This is a genomic window from Halogranum rubrum (genome assembly GCF_900114455.1).
Lineage (GTDB): Archaea > Halobacteriota > Halobacteria > Halobacteriales > Haloferacaceae > Halogranum > Halogranum rubrum.
The window spans coordinates 70,428-86,061 of record NZ_FOTC01000010.1; the positions used below are offsets into that span (position 1 = coordinate 70,428).

Annotated in this window: 21 protein-coding genes; 2 read left to right on the plus strand and 19 right to left on the minus strand. The window is 57.4% G+C overall.

Annotation, left to right across the window (positions count from 1 at the left end; translation table 11 throughout):
- Positions 1–282: 282 nt before the first annotated feature.
- Both BM083_RS21670 and BM083_RS21675 read right to left on the minus strand, forming a co-directional pair.
- A complete protein-coding gene (locus BM083_RS21670) occupies positions 283–669 on the minus strand; it encodes a hypothetical protein (protein ID WP_089872570.1) in 387 nt (128 codons plus the stop codon).
- Between the two features lie 247 nt (positions 670–916).
- Complete coding sequence (locus BM083_RS21675) at positions 917–2,041, minus strand: tyrosine-type recombinase/integrase (RefSeq protein WP_089872572.1); 1,125 nt, start codon at positions 2,039–2,041, stop codon at positions 917–919.
- Between the two features lie 241 nt (positions 2,042–2,282).
- Here BM083_RS21675 and BM083_RS21680 point away from each other — a divergent pair, with 241 nt between their 5' ends.
- Positions 2,283–3,548: a hypothetical protein gene (locus BM083_RS21680; protein ID WP_089872574.1), complete on the plus strand. Its 1,266-nt coding sequence runs from the start codon at positions 2,283–2,285 to the stop codon at positions 3,546–3,548.
- 64 nt (positions 3,549–3,612) lie between these two features.
- On the opposite strand, the gene BM083_RS21685 is transcribed toward BM083_RS21680, so the two are convergent.
- The gene (locus BM083_RS21685; protein ID WP_245756972.1) at positions 3,613–4,629 is read right to left on the minus strand and encodes a metallophosphoesterase family protein; all 1,017 of its coding nucleotides are present in this window, start codon (positions 4,627–4,629) and stop codon (positions 3,613–3,615) included.
- Between the two features lie 66 nt (positions 4,630–4,695).
- Here BM083_RS21685 and BM083_RS21690 point away from each other — a divergent pair, with 66 nt between their 5' ends.
- Positions 4,696–5,634 (plus strand): ADP-ribosylglycohydrolase family protein, encoded by a 939-nt coding sequence (locus BM083_RS21690; protein WP_089872576.1) that lies wholly within the window; start codon positions 4,696–4,698, stop codon positions 5,632–5,634.
- A gap of 71 nt (positions 5,635–5,705) precedes the next feature.
- Here the strand turns inward: BM083_RS21690 and BM083_RS23610 are convergent, their stop codons facing one another.
- The 16 genes from BM083_RS23610 to BM083_RS21775 all read right to left on the minus strand — a co-directional run bounded on the left by BM083_RS23610 (position 5,706) and on the right by BM083_RS21775 (position 15,619).
- The gene (locus BM083_RS23610) at positions 5,706–6,572 is read right to left on the minus strand and encodes a hypothetical protein (RefSeq protein WP_177197740.1); all 867 of its coding nucleotides are present in this window, start codon (positions 6,570–6,572) and stop codon (positions 5,706–5,708) included.
- A 110-nt stretch (positions 6,573–6,682) separates the two neighbouring features.
- Positions 6,683–7,609 (minus strand): ArdC-like ssDNA-binding domain-containing protein, encoded by a 927-nt coding sequence (locus BM083_RS21705; RefSeq protein WP_089872580.1) that lies wholly within the window; start codon positions 7,607–7,609, stop codon positions 6,683–6,685.
- A gap of 85 nt (positions 7,610–7,694) precedes the next feature.
- On the minus strand, positions 7,695–8,042 hold the full coding sequence (locus tag BM083_RS21710; protein WP_089872582.1) for a DUF8013 domain-containing protein: 348 nt from the start codon (positions 8,040–8,042) through the stop codon (positions 7,695–7,697).
- A 76-nt stretch (positions 8,043–8,118) separates the two neighbouring features.
- The gene (locus tag BM083_RS21715; RefSeq protein ID WP_089872584.1) at positions 8,119–9,129 is read right to left on the minus strand and encodes a DUF6610 family protein; all 1,011 of its coding nucleotides are present in this window, start codon (positions 9,127–9,129) and stop codon (positions 8,119–8,121) included.
- Between the two features lie 103 nt (positions 9,130–9,232).
- Positions 9,233–9,532, minus strand: a complete 300-nt coding sequence (locus BM083_RS21720) for a hypothetical protein (protein ID WP_089872586.1) — start codon at positions 9,530–9,532, stop codon at positions 9,233–9,235.
- A 54-nt stretch (positions 9,533–9,586) separates the two neighbouring features.
- Positions 9,587–9,808: a DUF8129 domain-containing protein gene (locus BM083_RS21725; protein ID WP_089872588.1), complete on the minus strand. Its 222-nt coding sequence runs from the start codon at positions 9,806–9,808 to the stop codon at positions 9,587–9,589.
- Between the two features lie 50 nt (positions 9,809–9,858).
- Entirely contained in the window at positions 9,859–10,134 is a 276-nt protein-coding gene (locus tag BM083_RS21730; RefSeq protein WP_089872591.1) for a DUF7389 domain-containing protein, read from the minus strand.
- Positions 10,135–10,153: 19 nt separating this feature from the next.
- Positions 10,154–10,558, minus strand: coding sequence for a DUF6166 domain-containing protein (locus tag BM083_RS21735; RefSeq protein ID WP_089872643.1), 405 nt, complete (start codon positions 10,556–10,558; stop codon positions 10,154–10,156).
- Positions 10,559–10,636: 78 nt separating this feature from the next.
- Entirely contained in the window at positions 10,637–11,032 is a 396-nt protein-coding gene (locus BM083_RS21740) for a DUF7567 family protein (RefSeq protein WP_089872593.1), read from the minus strand.
- A gap of 77 nt (positions 11,033–11,109) precedes the next feature.
- Positions 11,110–11,475, minus strand: coding sequence for a DUF7568 family protein (locus tag BM083_RS21745; protein WP_089872595.1), 366 nt, complete (start codon positions 11,473–11,475; stop codon positions 11,110–11,112).
- 3 nt (positions 11,476–11,478) lie between these two features.
- The gene (locus BM083_RS21750; RefSeq protein ID WP_089872597.1) at positions 11,479–11,970 is read right to left on the minus strand and encodes a DUF7995 family protein; all 492 of its coding nucleotides are present in this window, start codon (positions 11,968–11,970) and stop codon (positions 11,479–11,481) included.
- A 108-nt stretch (positions 11,971–12,078) separates the two neighbouring features.
- Positions 12,079–12,516 carry a DUF8025 family protein gene (locus tag BM083_RS21755; protein WP_089872599.1) on the minus strand — a complete coding sequence of 146 codons (438 nt, stop codon included), beginning with the start codon at positions 12,514–12,516 and terminating at the stop codon, positions 12,079–12,081.
- 101 nt (positions 12,517–12,617) lie between these two features.
- Positions 12,618–13,097: a zinc ribbon domain-containing protein gene (locus tag BM083_RS21760; protein ID WP_089872601.1), complete on the minus strand. Its 480-nt coding sequence runs from the start codon at positions 13,095–13,097 to the stop codon at positions 12,618–12,620.
- Positions 13,098–13,172: 75 nt separating this feature from the next.
- A complete protein-coding gene (locus tag BM083_RS21765) occupies positions 13,173–13,553 on the minus strand; it encodes a hypothetical protein (RefSeq protein WP_089872604.1) in 381 nt (126 codons plus the stop codon).
- Between the two features lie 161 nt (positions 13,554–13,714).
- Entirely contained in the window at positions 13,715–14,596 is an 882-nt protein-coding gene (locus BM083_RS21770; protein ID WP_089872645.1) for a biosurfactant protein 1, read from the minus strand.
- A 96-nt stretch (positions 14,597–14,692) separates the two neighbouring features.
- The gene (locus tag BM083_RS21775; protein ID WP_089872647.1) at positions 14,693–15,619 is read right to left on the minus strand and encodes a transcription initiation factor IIB; all 927 of its coding nucleotides are present in this window, start codon (positions 15,617–15,619) and stop codon (positions 14,693–14,695) included.
- Positions 15,620–15,634 lie beyond the last annotated feature (15 nt).

Here is a 15,634-nt window from a genome sequence, read left to right on the forward strand (position 1 = left end):
AGAAGAGACGACTCAAACCACGAAACCTAATCTTAAGAATAAGATTAAAACAGGTCGTCTACTACTTAGTGCTGCTGTAGACCAATACTGGTTTGTCGTTCACTGGGACGGCTAGTATTGAATTACTGATGGTCCAGTCCACTTCACCCGATTACTATTCTCAAAGGTTTAACCTTATTCTTAAGATTAATCATGCTCCCTCAATTGGAGTTCCTCTGTCCGAAAGGCTACGTGTGAACAGGAAGCAGGTAGGGCTCGACAGTGATGGACGCCGTGGCAGGCTCAATCCTCGATTTCAGTCGCGGCACGAGTCAGTATTTCGTTAAAATCGTGACGGAGGCGGGCCGGTTTGGTTTCATACTCGCCAGCATCCTCGTATATGTTGAGAACACAGGCTCGAATGTCACCTTCACTTCGATCCATAGCCTCGGCAACATCGTTCCAGGCCCTGTCCATCCGTGTTTCATCAATCGAGCGGAGATGTCCGTTGTCATCTCGCCTCGGTGGATTCCCATCGCGCTTCCGATAGCTCTCCAGCAGGTGCTCTCTGTACTTCGGAGCAACTTGGCCTTCGATGAAGAATCCCGGAATGACGTCTGCCGCTGCGTCTCCCACTTCTTCGGGGAGAACTCTACTCCGCCGCTGTTTGATCAGGTCTCTGAGACCCATATGATTGATATAAACCCAGGAGGACATATAGGGTCTAACCTGTGTTATCGATTTCTAGGAGGAGTAGAGCCAGATTCAGATAATACGGGCACCATGCTTTATATGGGACTTCCTCAGGTACGTCTCTGGATTCTCTCGGGCCCCTCCAAAGGCAACTAATAACCATAATCTTAATATTAGGATTAACATTAGGGTTCCGATGCCTCCTAAACCAACGCCCTACTGCTGCATCCACGCGTTGGTTGATTCACTCCCCGAGGAGATCGTCGACTTGCTTCGCCGTCTCTGCTGCCTGGATGTCGGAGTACGACTCGTGGGTTGTCTCGATGCTCGCGTGTCGGAGCGCTGATTGGGCCAGTTCAGCGTGGCCACTCGCGTAAAGTTCGTGGCCGAGCCCTCGACGAGCACCGTGTGGCTTCAGGTAGTCACCGTCGACGTCAAGGTCAGCGTCCTCACACAGCCGCTTCATCAGGTTGCGAGCACCGTTCGTCGAGAGCGCTGGTGGGACGACCTCATGTTCTCGGAGCACTGTGTCGATATCACTGTCGTCGAGGATGGTCTCGATCTCGTCGTCCGAAATTCCCTCGTGGGCCAGCTGCTCGCGAACGGCGCGATATTTCGACGGAGCGTGCCCGCTGGGAAAGACCGGCCACTCGTTGGTTGGGGGATCAAGGACAGTCCTGTACCGCTCTAATGCCGTGGCGGCCCGCTCGGGCAGCTGTGCATACTCGTACTCTCGTGACTTCCCGAGGACGCGGACTGCACCGGCGTCGAGTTGGATGTCTCCCCAGGTGATGCCGTTGCGCTTGTCGTCCGAGGGTTCAGCGAACACCTCCGCGCCGCGAACGCCTGAGAGTCCTAGGAGATAGACGATTGCTCGGTCGCGAAAGGCCCGATTACGACTCACGTCCGCTTCCTCGTCAAGGGCGTGGTCGACACGTTCGTCGACGTAGCGCATGATCGCCCGCCGCTCCTTTTCCCGCCAGAACTGCCGGTCGGCGTCACCGAGATCCTCGGGGAGCTCGTCGGTAGCACGCTTCGCTTTGGCCGGATTCGTATCGAGGAGCTCGTCGGCGACACAGAACGTGAGGAACGCGCGGACGTACGCGTAGTAGGTGGTCGCGGTACTCGCTTTCAAATCGCCGTCGCGGGCCTGCTTTTTGAGATGGCGAGCGTACCGTCGACAGTCGAGGACGTCCAGGTCCTCGAGGCTCGTCACACTGCGCTCCTCGCGCAGCCAGGTGCGCCACGTCGCGAGGGTCGACGCGAAGTTCTTCCTGGAGTTGCCAGCCTCGACGCTGTCGAGGTACTGCTGGATGGCAGTCTCGACTGGTGTTCCCCCGGGTGTAGCGTCGCCCTCGTCGGGTTCCATGGTTCGTGCTCGACCGACGGCGGCGACCCACGTAAATCTACTGTGTACAACTGGGATAATACACAGTAGAATTGAATTGGCCGATATGCCAATATTTGGGCGATTCACGGCCTGTAGCCCTAATATTCCATATCATAAACTACATGGAGCTATACATAATGAATGGGGGTGCGCTCGAAGACGAGAAGACTGTCGATATATAATTAGTTCCTGAGGATGAAGCTAGTCTAACTTCAACATCATGGGAAAATGCGAGGAATGCGAAAGGGAGGTGGATGCTCAGACATCCACATTCGAGCAGTTCCCCTACTGCATAGAGTGTTTTATCAAACATAGGGAGCCAATACGACAATTCTCGATAGACACAGCAGAAGACCCTGATAGATATTCCGTCAATATGGAATACGATGGTCCATTAGGGTCTTGGCAAAATTCCTCTACATTCGACACCCTCGAGGAAGCCGAAGCCCATCGAGACAAAAGGCAGCGGCTACTAAGCTGGGTATTATTGCTAGAACTCACAGAAGACCAGTTCATTGTTTGTTTGTCAACCAGCAAAGGAGACGCTGAGATCGTCACTACGAGTTTGCTGGATTCTGCACTTGGCGAGTGGATCGAAAACACAGAGCTATTCCCGCTTTGGAATCTCCGAGAACAGGGGTTCAGCTGGTTATTCTGTATTCGACTTGCACTTTGGCGAACTGGATTTTCACGACTGGGTACGCAGACTGTGTCTATTGACGACGCACTAGTGAAAATCGACTCAAGAGCCTATATTAGTGAAGAATTGCGAATAGAAATCGAGGACGAACTCAAAGAACGAGCCATCGGTAGCGTCGACTTCAACGAAATTGAAACGCTTCAAGATGCGAAACAAGCAGGTAGTGACCTATATCAGACTGAATCGAAGGTATTTCACACCCTTTCGTATGTTGTAGAAAAATACGCCAGAAACAACCGCGAGGTATTGAGCCCCGTGAGCCTGCGTATGGCCTCGAATAATGTGAAGGGGCGAGAATTTGAATCCTTCTTTGCCGATCTAACGACGGAAAAGGACATTTCAGTTGATCGTGGAAGACAGACGTATTTTTGGGTCACTCGGTTTGAGAGGCTCAAGGAGCGCGAACAGAACTACCCTGACACGGTTTCTGATCAAGATCGACGACGAGCTGAATCAAAAGTGAATCAACTCCCCTCTCTATGTCAGGAAGTTCTCAGCGACCTTCCACGGGCCTCGGGCCTCCCAGACTTCTACTTACACGGTCCGAAGGACGTGCTAGAGACGTACATTAGTAAGCATCACAATGCTGGTTCCGTCAAGATAGAAAATCCCTCTGTGTATGTCGAAGTGAAATACACTGAAACCTCTCCGAGAAAGCCACACATCACTGATAATCAGCGTGAGGTCATTCCAAAGCTAACGGAAGCCGGTATTGACGTTTTCTTCTTTATCGGAGAGCCAGAACAATTTCACTTTGAGCGCTCCTCACTTTCTCCAAGGGAGTAACTCGGAATTCGATACAGTGTTTCGACTCATTAATCTCAATCTTAATATTAAATACTGAGAAGAGTCACAATGGGTGCGTTTTGCGCTGAACTGCTCCCTTTTCAACCGTGATCATTTCGACGCTCGGTTCCAATTCTTCGGTCAGACGCTCAGTCGCACCACCACAGAACGCTGTACAATCGGTTAGAGTCTTCTCTGCCTTTGTATGGAGATGGCCGAGAGCGAGTGCATCAATGGCGATGGTACTCTCCTCAAGAATCTCCTGGAGGTGACAATCTGGTTGTGAATTACCCGTAAGCGGTGCGACTGACTGATGCATACAGAGGAGAGTCGCAACTCCGCTTGGTGGACGCTCAAAGCCTAGCTGACCGTGGTCCCACGATTTCTGATAGTCGACTCCATAGAGTGCGACGGCATCACCGATCACAATGGGGCGGGAGCGAAGATGCGTAGCCAATCCTGCGTCACAGAACTGTTCGAGACAGACTTTCCCCTTCTTCCGCGCATGGTTGCCGTAGATGAAGTAGAACGGAATCTCGGCGTTCGCCAGCTCAGTGAGACCATCATGGCATGCTTCTTCGATTGAATCCGGAATTCCGTTCGTGGTATCGTTATGGAAGACGTCGCCAGTATGAACAACGGCATCGACACGATGCTCGATCGCGAGGTCAATCGCAGCGTTGAATCCAGCGACCGTGTCTAATTTCCAGGAATTGTTCTTGTGACCGCCTGTTTGCTTTCCCAGGTGAGTATCAGTCAGGTAGAGAACCTTCGCACGGCGGTCGGTCGGGCGAACGCCTTTGTGTTCAATCTCGAGTTTGCCCGTCCCATGCAACTCTCGGCCAGCTGGCCACACCTCCCCGTATGCAGAGTGAAGCCGATACCAGTGCCCCTCCTGCCACGGGTAGTCCCGACCATTCGGGCTTTTCGCCCATACTGTAAATGAAAATGAGGTCCCATCAACGTCCTCGACAGTCATCTCGAAGGCGCGTCGAGAACCTGAACCCGGTCTGCACGTCACAACCTTGACTGTGATATCGAGATGCTGCTTTTTTCGAATATCAGCATACGTATTCTCCATAGCGATTGCTGATACCACTGCTGTCACTGATTAATAGTTTTATCACCGAATCTCAAAGAAGGGTATATGTCGTCAACAGATGCCGAGGCCGGCGTTCTTCTAGGACTTGCTTGTGGCGACGCCCTCGGACGTCCCGTCGAATTCCGTTCTTCAAACCAGATTTCGCAGACGCACGGAATGGTTACAGAGATGCTGGGCCACGGGACGCACAATCAGCCTGCAGGGACCATTACTGACGATACCGAAATGGCGCTCTGTGTTGCCCGAAGCCTTGCCGAGCATCACGCGTTCAGGCCGGACGATATCGCTGAGCGCTTCGTCGCCTGGTACGACAGTGGCCCGTTCGACATTGGCCTGATGACCAGCGATGCCCTCCAGAAAATCAAACACGGAGCATCCTGGCGTGATGCTGGCCAGCAGGTGTGGGAGTCCCGCGCCGAAGGGAGCAATGCTGGGAATGGGAGCGTAATGCGCTGTGCGCCGTATTCGATCGCCTTTCGGGACGAGTGGAGTGACCTTGCACGTATGAGTGCGACGTCTTCAGCGATCACGCACGCGGATCCGCGCTGCACGTATGGCTGTATCGTGCTCAATCTCACTTTGGCAGGGTTACTTACCCAGCGACCAACCCCTCTCAGAGACGCTCTCGACCATATCGAAGCCGATGCTCCCGAGGAACTCCTCACAGCGTTACGATCGGTTTCGGACGGTATCAATCACGACACGCTCAGTGCAAGCGGCTACGTGGTCGATACGCTGCAAACATCGCTGTATCACGGACTTACAGCGGACACGGCGGAGGATGCCATCGTCTCTGCTGTAAATATGGGAGATGACACCGACACCGTCGGTGCAGTTACGGGAGCTATCGCGGGAGCTCGATTCGGAGCAGATGAACTCCCCGATCGATGGATCGGCGAGTTGGAGTGTGCCGATGAAATCGCGCGCCTCGAGTCGGTACTTATGACTGCAGAATTCATCGTGGATGAGAGTTCCGTTAGCTAGCTTCCCAGGGCTTCGGTCTAGCCCTACCTTAATGTTAAGAATAAGATTAAGCCTAGCTGGCTGCTGACAGCCTACAGTATCGAATTTGGCTGCTGTTCCGATTCTGTGCAAGGGAGACGTCCGTCTGGTCGGGGAACGTGCCCTGCCTCGATTTCGATATCGACGCGGCGCATATGCTTACAACCCCCTTCAGGTTCGCGTCGCTGCCAGTCGAGACAAGTGCACGTCTCAGCAGCGACATCGACATCGTAGAAATTTCCGGACTCTGAATGAACCTCGTACACGCCACCCTTCTTCAAGAGTGAGACATCCATCTCTTCGTCGCATGCTCGCCGCGTTCGCGGTGTGAGTTCATCGGCTGACGGTTCTGCCGAAACCGTATCTGTCTCTGGTTTGATGGCGCTCTGGGTGTCTCTGGTTGCCACCCATCCACCGTCTGGGGCGAGAGCGGGGTCGTTGGGTTCCACGAGGCGAGCCAGGTGCTCCTCAATCGGGTGATTGTAGTGGAGGAGAAAGTGTGCTTCGCGTCGACCGCGGTGATCGTAGGAGCCACACGCTGCAGCTGGCCCCTCCCAGACGCGCCACGCGCCGAGCGCCGTCATCACCTCCAACGCCTGTCGCGGCAACTCGTCCTGGTCTAACTGCTCGTAGAAGATGCGAAACCGAGTACAGTGCTCTTGCGGTTCGATGTCGGTCCACCACTCAACCTCGTCTCTCCAGTGATCGAACATCGCCGCATCGTTCCCGTACCCGACAGTGATCCCTGGAACACGTGATTCGCCCGTATGGGTGTCTTCAGCCTCGTTCTCCAGCAGCCGGAGTACCGCGAAACGCAGGTGTTCGTGGAGTGGCTGTTCGGTTCCGTAGCCGACTTGCGGATGGCTCTCGATTGTCTGGCGGGCTTCGTCGAGAACCGTCGTGAGGTACTGTTCAGTCATGGATTCGTTCTATCCCGGTCGACGCACGATCAGGCGCGCCGCCACCCTTCCACGGCGCAATAGAAACTCCCGGCGACGTGGAGAGCTGCTCATCGACGCGCTACACTGACCTACCCGTCGATCACGTCGATGATCTCCTCTGCGGTGCTGCTAATCCGTCCGAACCGATCTTGGATCGACTCTGGTTCGTCATCCTGCCACGCGGCGAGATAGAACGCTGAGCCGCTCGTTTCAAGGCCGCAATACCGACCAACGATGTACGCGACGGCTTCTGCTTCGACTTCGCGCTTTGATCGTTCGGCCTCGTCGTCGACGTCGAAATGGAGCAGCGCGTGAGCGAACTCGTGAATTAGCGTAACTGCGAGGTCGGCCTGGTTCGTCCGTGCTTTCGCCTCAACGATCGGCGTGAAATCATGGATATCCCGCTGTTTGCAGACGCCCTTTGCGTCGCCGTGTGCCCACTCGTCAGCGTCGACGATGCGAACCGTCACGCCGAGCTCATCCGCTGCCTCAGTGAGTGCGGGTACGAGGCCCTCAGCGTCGCCAGTCGCCTCGGTCTCCAGCTCGGGAAGCGGCTCTCCCTCAGTCTGCGAGATATCGAACACAGCAGTGGGTTTGAACCCGACCAGCCCTTTCGACCACTCCTCGGGTGGTGTCTCGTCGTATTCACAGTCGATGTCCTCGTGGTAACTGGGCGAGTTCTCGCATTCGGGGCACTGCTTCGTAATGATCGGTGCCCAGATCCAGATCGCCTGTTCGCCCTCCTGGACGTGCCGATCGAACTCATTCAGCCAGGTGTTGAAGCCAGCGACCTTCGTCGCCTCGGGACATTGGAGTTTGATGAGCAGCGTGTTGCGATGGGAGTAGTCGTGGAACCGACTCTGGACGTCGAGCCACTCTTGGAACTCATCGCTGGCCTGCGCCGCATCAACGTCGCCAACGAGTTCGTCGATCCATGCTTCAATCGTACTATGCATCTCGTCTGTTCGCGTGTCGGTCTCCTCGAAGGAGGCCGACGAGTCGTTCGTCGTAGCCATGATATTCTGAAATTCGCCTTACTGCGATCGCTTCAATTCAGCCCGCGCCGCACCCCTGACGGCGCATAAAAACTCATGACGGCGGTTAGCGGAGGGCGGCTTTCTCATCAGCGAAGCCGACTGTGACGAGGTAGTCGAGAAATGAATCGAACTGGTTGACGTCGCTGGGCCTGTCGGTCGCGAGGTGCCGCGTCCACTCGATGGCCCACTGGAACACCGGATCAGTGCCGCCCGTACCGTGGATATACCACCAGCGGGCGGCCTTCAGCGCGACGAGCGGATTCGTCGGTGGCTGCTCGGGCGCGAGCGCTTGCGTAATCGAATGGATTTCCTCGGGGACATCTTCTGGTTCGACCCCGGTTGATTGGCTGTTCGCTACGTCGACTGGAATTGCATCGATCGAGACGTCGTTCGAATGCTGTTGTTGGCTCACGGAAATCACCATCTTGGAGGGCCTGATCTAGCACGCCCTCGTCCTCTCCGGAGGGCGCGAAAAACAGGACGCTGCGTCACGCAGGCGGGATGTAGACGCTCCGATCGCCAGCAATCTCCTCAAGGTTGTTCCGATGCCGGTGCGAGAAGTAGCACTCATAGCAGCAGTACCCACAGACCGCTCCCGTGTCGTACTCGGCGACGTACGGGCCACGATCGGTCGTCCACACGTTCGCGCGGCACTCGGTACACGCCGCGCTCTCGATATCGCTTGGCGTGGGCCCGGAATAGGTGAGTGCGGTCTCGTCCGTCTGTGGTGTCGAATCGGGCCAGACGCCGTGGTCCTGCCAGAATTCTTTGAGCCGGCTGAGACTATGCCGGACCGTCTTTCGGACCGTGACGTGATCGGCGTCGCGACCACTGTCGTCCCAACCGTCGGCCGTCCAGAACTCGCCGAACTGTGCCCCGCGATGCAGACCATTCCAGTCGAGGCCGACGATGTCGGCCGGCGGGTCACCCGTCAGCGTTGGTTGGGTGAGCTGCTCCACGACTTCGAGTTGCTTGGGTGGACTGCCACCGAGGATGTGGACGCGACGGCCCCGCCAATCGACGGGGTCGGAGAACTCGTGTGCAAGTCTGTCCGCATACCCTCGCGAGTAGCCGAGCACGATATCGTCGGGAATTGCCTCGATGGCGGCCCGGCATTTTGGGACGATAATGAACTCCGTCTCGGGCAGTCTCTTCTGGACTTCTCGAATCTTAGCGACGTACGACTGTACTTCTGCAGCGTCGTAGGCGTCACCGATGATACCCACGTCGGGCTCGTACTTGAGTGCCCGATTGACGTACCGGTCCAGGTCAGGATTCCGAAAATCGTTATCGAGCATTCCGACCGGGCACTCGAGGGTATCAAATTGCGACTGTTGATACGTGCAGTCCTCGCGAAACCCAGGGAGAAAGCCGAGAGTCAGCGCATCGATCGCAAACGGAACCCGATGGAGGAACGCCACGTATGCCGCTTGTCGAGCGTCAGAGTATGTCTCAGTCGAACTGTTGCTAACTGGGTCTGCGCTGTCGTGAATGGCCATGAGGAGTCTCCTGCGGGACTCCGTCGCCCCGCAGGGCTCTCCGGGGCAAGATAGACCTCGCTAGCATTAACCAACAGAAGTAGAAACTGGGACTGCGTGTTGGTTAATCTCCGAACAGGCACTGCATCGCTGCCTCGTCACCGGTGAGCGTCTGTTGGTCGGCGTCAGTATCCGCGAAGAGCGTCGACTGATCTCCTGTTGAGGACTGCGTTACTTCTGGCCGGTCGTCGACGCCGAACTCACTAGCTTCGGGGCGATCGAGCCGCGAGTCTCGGTCGCGATGATCGACGTCTGCACCGAAGTCCTCGAGCGAGGTCTCGACGTTCGTCTCGGCCAGTTCGAGCTGGCCGTCCTCACCGAACGCAGTCTGTTGTTGAATCTCGATCTCAGGTCGGTCGCTCATCTATTTTGAAGCCTCCACCCCTGACGGCGCCGACAAACAGCCCGCGAGCGTCATTTAGGTATCTTCTGACCGAAGCTCGCTGGCTCGGTCATCGAGTCGGCGTAGGATCTGGACACGTTGCTCGTTGGCGTTCTCGTAGGCAACGCACGCTCGCAGCGTCTCCATGTCGTTGATCGTCGCGATGCCGGCGTTGATGAGTCGTGTATTCGGTGGGTCGAGACGCTGTTCTGGGGACAGTTCGGCCGAATCTGGATCGTCCTCTCCTGTGTCGCTCACTCCTGGTCGCCTCCACGCCTCCTGAGGCGACGAAAAACAGCACCCGCCCGCTACTCGTCGTCTCTTGGTTGGATCTGGCGAGCGTCCTCGGCGAGGTCGTGGATGTACTCCCGAAGCGTCTCCATGTCCTCGCGGGCCTCTTCGAGCGTTTTCGCCTTCACTTTGGCCGTGAGCTTATCCTGATCGCGGGTGCCAGTACCGCGAGTGAGCTTCACGGTGAGTGAGACGCCGACATCGCTTCGCTCGACGTATTCAGTAGGAGTCTGTCGCGTACTGTTCTCGGTCGATTCTGCGTTCGTACGGGACTGCTGGGTGGGTTCTGACATGGATTGCTCTCTGTAATCGTTAGTTGACGGACGGTGCGATTGGTTCGTCGACTGTCTCACGAAGGGCTGCATCGATCTCACGCCTGGTGAGTCGCCAGCAGCCGTCTGGCTCTGTACACTCCAGCTGGCTCACCACCTCGGTCTTGAATTCCATGTACTCCGACAGGGCCACCTCCTCGTCGTCGGTGTAATCGAGTAGGAGGGCAAGCGCGAGTTGGGCCGGACCGCTCCCACCATATCCCCATTCGAAGCCTGAGGGGCTGTGGTTCGCCAACTCGAGACTCCGATCGGGTGTGAGCTGTTCCTGGCCAGGCTGTTTCTCGACGATGGCGCGGCCTCGACGACGGTAGCCGACGTAGACGACGTCGGAATCATCCGAAGGACGTGACTGTTCGCTCGGCTGTGGATCACTAATTCCACTCATAGTTCTGTTCGAGGGGGCTCGTTCGAGCACCCCCGCACCCTTCAGGGGGTGAAAAAACCCCCCACCGAACGCCTCTCCTTACGCCAAGTGAGACACGTCGGCAGGTTCTTCGATGTCAGCGAATTCACCGCGCTCGACCGGCTCCCAGTCCTCGCTGGGTTCGGGACTCCACCAGTCGACCTCGTAGGCGTCCGGTGCGCCGAGGATCTTCATCCTCGCCGACCCGTCAGGCAGGTCACGACGAAGTTTTTCGTCGACGTGGAGATTCCAGGTCGTGTCGGTATCGAAGCAGGCGAGGACGGCTTCCTCGTAGCCACGATCCTCATGTGATTCTTGGAGTTCCACCTGTGTGTTGCAGTTCTTGCAGAACACGCCCTCGAAGGGGATATGACTGAACACCTCGTGCCCGCAGACCGGACACCAGAGGAACTCGAACAGTGCCTCACTGTGACGGTTGAGTACTTCGAGGCTCATCGTTGAACCGCCCCGGTCAAACCGGGGCATCCTCTCCTGCCCGGACGATAAACAGCTCCCAACGCATTCTCGACCGATTAGCGCTCGGCGCCGTACACGATCTCTGAGGGTGCTTCGTACCCACAGTTCCGACACTCGAACCAGCGCTGGACTTTCGCGCGGTCAGCTGTTTTCCCTCCGACGACCACGTCGCCGTTCAGACACTCTGGACAACTCAGTTCGGGCGCTGGCCTGTCACGGAGCGCGTTCCGAAACGCCGTCGCGTCCTTTGTCTCATACCCTCGCGACCAGACCGGGTAGCCGTCGACGAGGATCGCTCCACGCCATTTGTACCGGTAGGAGTCCGGGGCTCGATGCAGGACAGCTCGGGCACCCGTCTCAGTGTTCCGATACTCGAGAGTAGGCGTGCGATTTCTCCGTCGCCAGTTTGTGATTCGGGGCATCGATTAGAAGTGGACGTCGGCAGGCACGATCCAGAGGTCCTCGCTTTCCTCCAGAATTCGATCCAACTGTTCGCGATGGCGGATGCCGCTCGCGTGCTCGGTGTACAGGAAGATCGTCGGGCCGTCGTACGCACCGACCTGGTGGAAGGCGTGCCGGGCGAGGTCCCCGTCGCGCATGATCTCCTTGTCGGAGAGCTCGCCGATGGCTTCTTTCACCCGCTCGAGATTCCGCTCGAACTCCTCCTTCGTCGCCTCCCAGCCGCGTTCCAGCAGTTCCTCTCCATCGTTGGAATCCACGGGCGCAGCCACCGGCAGGTCACCCCAGCGGGCTGAGCCGGCAACTGATGTTCCATCTTCGTCGAACGTCACATAGTAATCGAAGACAGCGCCAGCGTGGGGGGCCGCGCCGACGAGTCGATCGAACACCGTCTTACCAGTGGCGAGAGCGTCGTCTCGCGTTGATGCCTCTACGAGCGTGTAGATGACCATATGCATTGGTTTTCACCTCGGTCTGCCGACGCACCCAACAGTGCTCTCCGCCGCAACTGGGAGCGCCGGCACCCATCGCCGGCGCTCAATAAACACCGCCTGAAGAGCCGCTCGCTACATTTCGTCCCGTCGTAGCTCACTCACCTCCTCAACGGTGATCGTCAGATTCTCAGTTTCGTAGTCAGCATCGAATGTAACCGTGAATGCATTCGATTCGTAGGCGGCGTGGTAGGCACGGTGCCGTCTGAGCGACCCTGTCGCCTTGAAGTGAAAGAATGCGGCTGCGGTGTACGGTTTGCTCGCGGTCTCAACCTGCGCCTCGACCGATGCAGGGAGTGCGATCTGTGGAGTGTCCGTGTCGATACCGGCAGCGAAGGCTTTGGCCTCATCGAGGGTTGCTCGCGAGTGCTTGGGCGTTTCCCCGGTCAAGACGTTCACTGGTGTTTCCGTCTCGTCGGTGAACAGGACATCCTCGAAGGTTTGGGTTCCGAGGATTGCATCGGAGCCGAGTTTACAGTCTGTGAATGGGTCATCGTAAGGCCGTTTGGTCATGGGATCACCAAGCCCCAGAGGGGCTCAGTACTCCCAGCCCCTGATAAACAGCCTTTGTCGTTCAACGGGCCGACTAGGCCTGCCACTCCAGCGGTCACTACTCAGTGGTCTTCGATCTCGATGGAGACCGATACATCCTCGAAAGAGGTGTCGGAGTCCTGGAGATGGAGCAGGACACTAAATTCGAGGATTTTGGTGTATCGGTCGATTCCTGCTGCGTTGAGCATAAATCGAGATGGGCAGGTAAGTCGGGCAAGCTTCTCGATCTCCTCCCAATCGTCCGGTGAGATCTCGTTATCGGGGAGATCGCCGAACAGCGCTTCGCTGTTGTCGAATGCTTCCCATCGATCCAGGAGACAGAAATCGGCGAGTGCGTGCCGTACAGTTTCGTGTAACCGATCGTGGTATCTTGGCGGGAGCGACTCGTTCCCGTCAATGGCCTCCTGGATGTGGCCGCGATCGACTAATGAGAGGAACCCATCCGACCAGTCCTTGCGGGTCGGATTGAGTTCTGACCCGCATTCGGGGCAGTAGTTCGCTGTAGGTTCGACCGCGGTATTACAGCTCTCACAGACTACCATACGTCCGATTTAGATGCGACCAGCCATCAAATCGACGTGCGAACGTCTGATTGCTTCGTTCAGAGCTGTCCGATGCTACTCGTCGATTGGTTCGGGGGCGCTGAGATCCGCGTACATGACTTCCCCTTCCCGGATTACGTAGCGCGTTGCGAGGACTGGGAATCGGCACTTCGTGAACCCTGCTGTCTGGATATCGAGTTCCTCGTCGGGTTGGAGGTAGTCAGCGAGTGTACGTAGAAATTCTTGCGTCATGACCCCGCCTTCGTAATCGGGAAGTCCGTCTTCTTGGGCTTCGTAGACCTCGAAGTCGTCGAAGCCCCAGATCGTGAGCTCTCCATCCTGGTCCACCTCCCAATTGAGGGTTCCGAAGCAATAGTTCTCACAGAGCTGGCGGACCGCCTGTGCATCCGTTACGAGCGCACCGGTCGATGTCGTCGCTGCTTGGAGTGTAGCCATCGGTTGTACTCAGGACGTTTGTGCGCCCTGCACCCTTCTCGGGGCTAACAGACCATGGCAGAGGCGGCCAGGTGGGACTCAATGAGACAAACCCAACCAGATTAACCAAAGCCAACCACCGTAATTACCATTGTTGGTTAAGCCGGAGCTGCTTTCACCAGCTATGTCGGAGTCGGTCCATATCGATTGGTGCCGCACACGTCGCACTCCCAGATGGGTTGGCCTGACCACGTCTCGTCGGGGAGTGACTCGAAGTCACTGAATCGATGACCAGTTTCTCGTCCGCACTGCTGGCACTCAAGGGAGTCTCCGGTCGACGTCCCATCTTCCTGGTTGTCGCTCCCGGTCTCATCAGTTGTATGTTGGAGAGCGATCGCCGGCACCAGCCACACCTCATCATCGGTGTCGTCGAGTAGTCTCGTGAGCTGCTCCTCGTCGCGAATACCACCACCGCGTTCGTCGTAGAGGACTGTCTCGCCCTCCTGAGCGCCGTCCGATGTTGGCTGGTCACTCCACTCGATCCGGTCTTGCGCTGCGGCCAAGAGTCGCTCACCGTCGCCTGACGCAATCTGGACTGCAGTAGGGAGTGTCGGCCACTGGTCAGCCAGCTGGGGCGCAGGGTCTTCGTCGAGATCGTAGATGAGCGTACAGTCGTCGACGGCCTGTTCCGCTTCGTTCGAAGCGAGGAGCATCGCGGCGGCACTGCCCTTCGCGAGGGCACCGTAGTACGTCGATGACTTGACGAACATATGGACGATTCCGAGGAGTGTTGCCGATGTCGTATCGTCCGGGTCGGCGGACTCATCACCGAGATGGTTAGCGAGACAGAATCGGCATTTCGTCTGCGATGCTGGGATTGACGCGCCACAGGAACGACACTCATGGTCAGCGCCTGGCGGTTGTTCGGGATACCCTCCTGTGCTCGCTGCAACGCGTTGCCGTCTTGGATCGCCGCCACAACTCGTGCTGATCTTCTCGTCCGGAATTTGGACGGCTTCGCCGGTCGGACGCAGTTCCTCGAAGTCGGAGTAGCGGCCGGTCATAGAGAGATCTACTGCGAACATGCCTCGTCTTTGGATTTAAATAGTAGTCTCAGGCGTCTGCTTGGTCAGTTCGGTTCGATAGAAATCGTTCACTCCTCAGACCACCTGTTCATCCAACGTATCTCGGTGTGTCCGGACCGTCGCCTTCGAGGCGTTTGCCACGTCCGCGGCTTCAGATTGCGTCAGCCATTGGCTCTCCTCGCGACCGGCCTTGTAGAGGCAGGCCGCTGCGAACCCGGCTGGATGGACCCCGGTCGTCACGCCGCGCTCTTCAGCCTGCTCGGCAAGGGCTCGTGCCCGCAGCCGGATTGTATCAGGACATTCAAGGTCCGAGGCGAGCCGCGGAACGTACATACTGGGAGAGACGGGCTTGGTAGGGAGGCCGAGTTCCTCGTTCAGCGTTTTGTACGCGTTCGTAACTCGTGACTCCGTGACGCGGGCCATTTCGCTGACTTCGCCCAGCAACCGCGAGAGGCCGTTGCACCGGCAGGCCCCGTACACGCTGGCCGCGGCGATGGCCTCGATGGATCTGCCACGAAGCAGATCCTCATTCTGGGCACTCCGGAAGAGCTGACACGCCTGGTCACGGACCGAATCGGAGAGCTCGAGCGCACTCGCCAACCGGCGCACTTCGCCCAGGCCGTGGGCGAGATTCCGCTCCGCTTTTGACCGCCAGCGACCCCGAGTCTGTTCGCGACGCATCCGCGCGAGTCGCCGTCGCTTCTGCCCAGAGATCTCGTTCCCGTTCGCGTCGGTGCCGCGACCGATTTTCGTCGACAGGCCGCGATCGTGGCGGGCGGCAGTGAGTGGGGCGCCCGTTCGTTCACACTCCTCGTCGTCGTACGCCCGCCACTCCGGCCCATGATCGATACGCTGTTCGTCGATTACCAGGCCACAGTCTTCGCAGACTGTTTCGACTGTGTTCGTCGTGACCCATCCGTCGCACTCGGGACATTGGTTCGCGCTCGACTCTGCTCGGACGTCCTCGTCGAAGCCAGTTTCGTAGATGTCTCTAGTTGCCATCGTTCTCACCGTGGT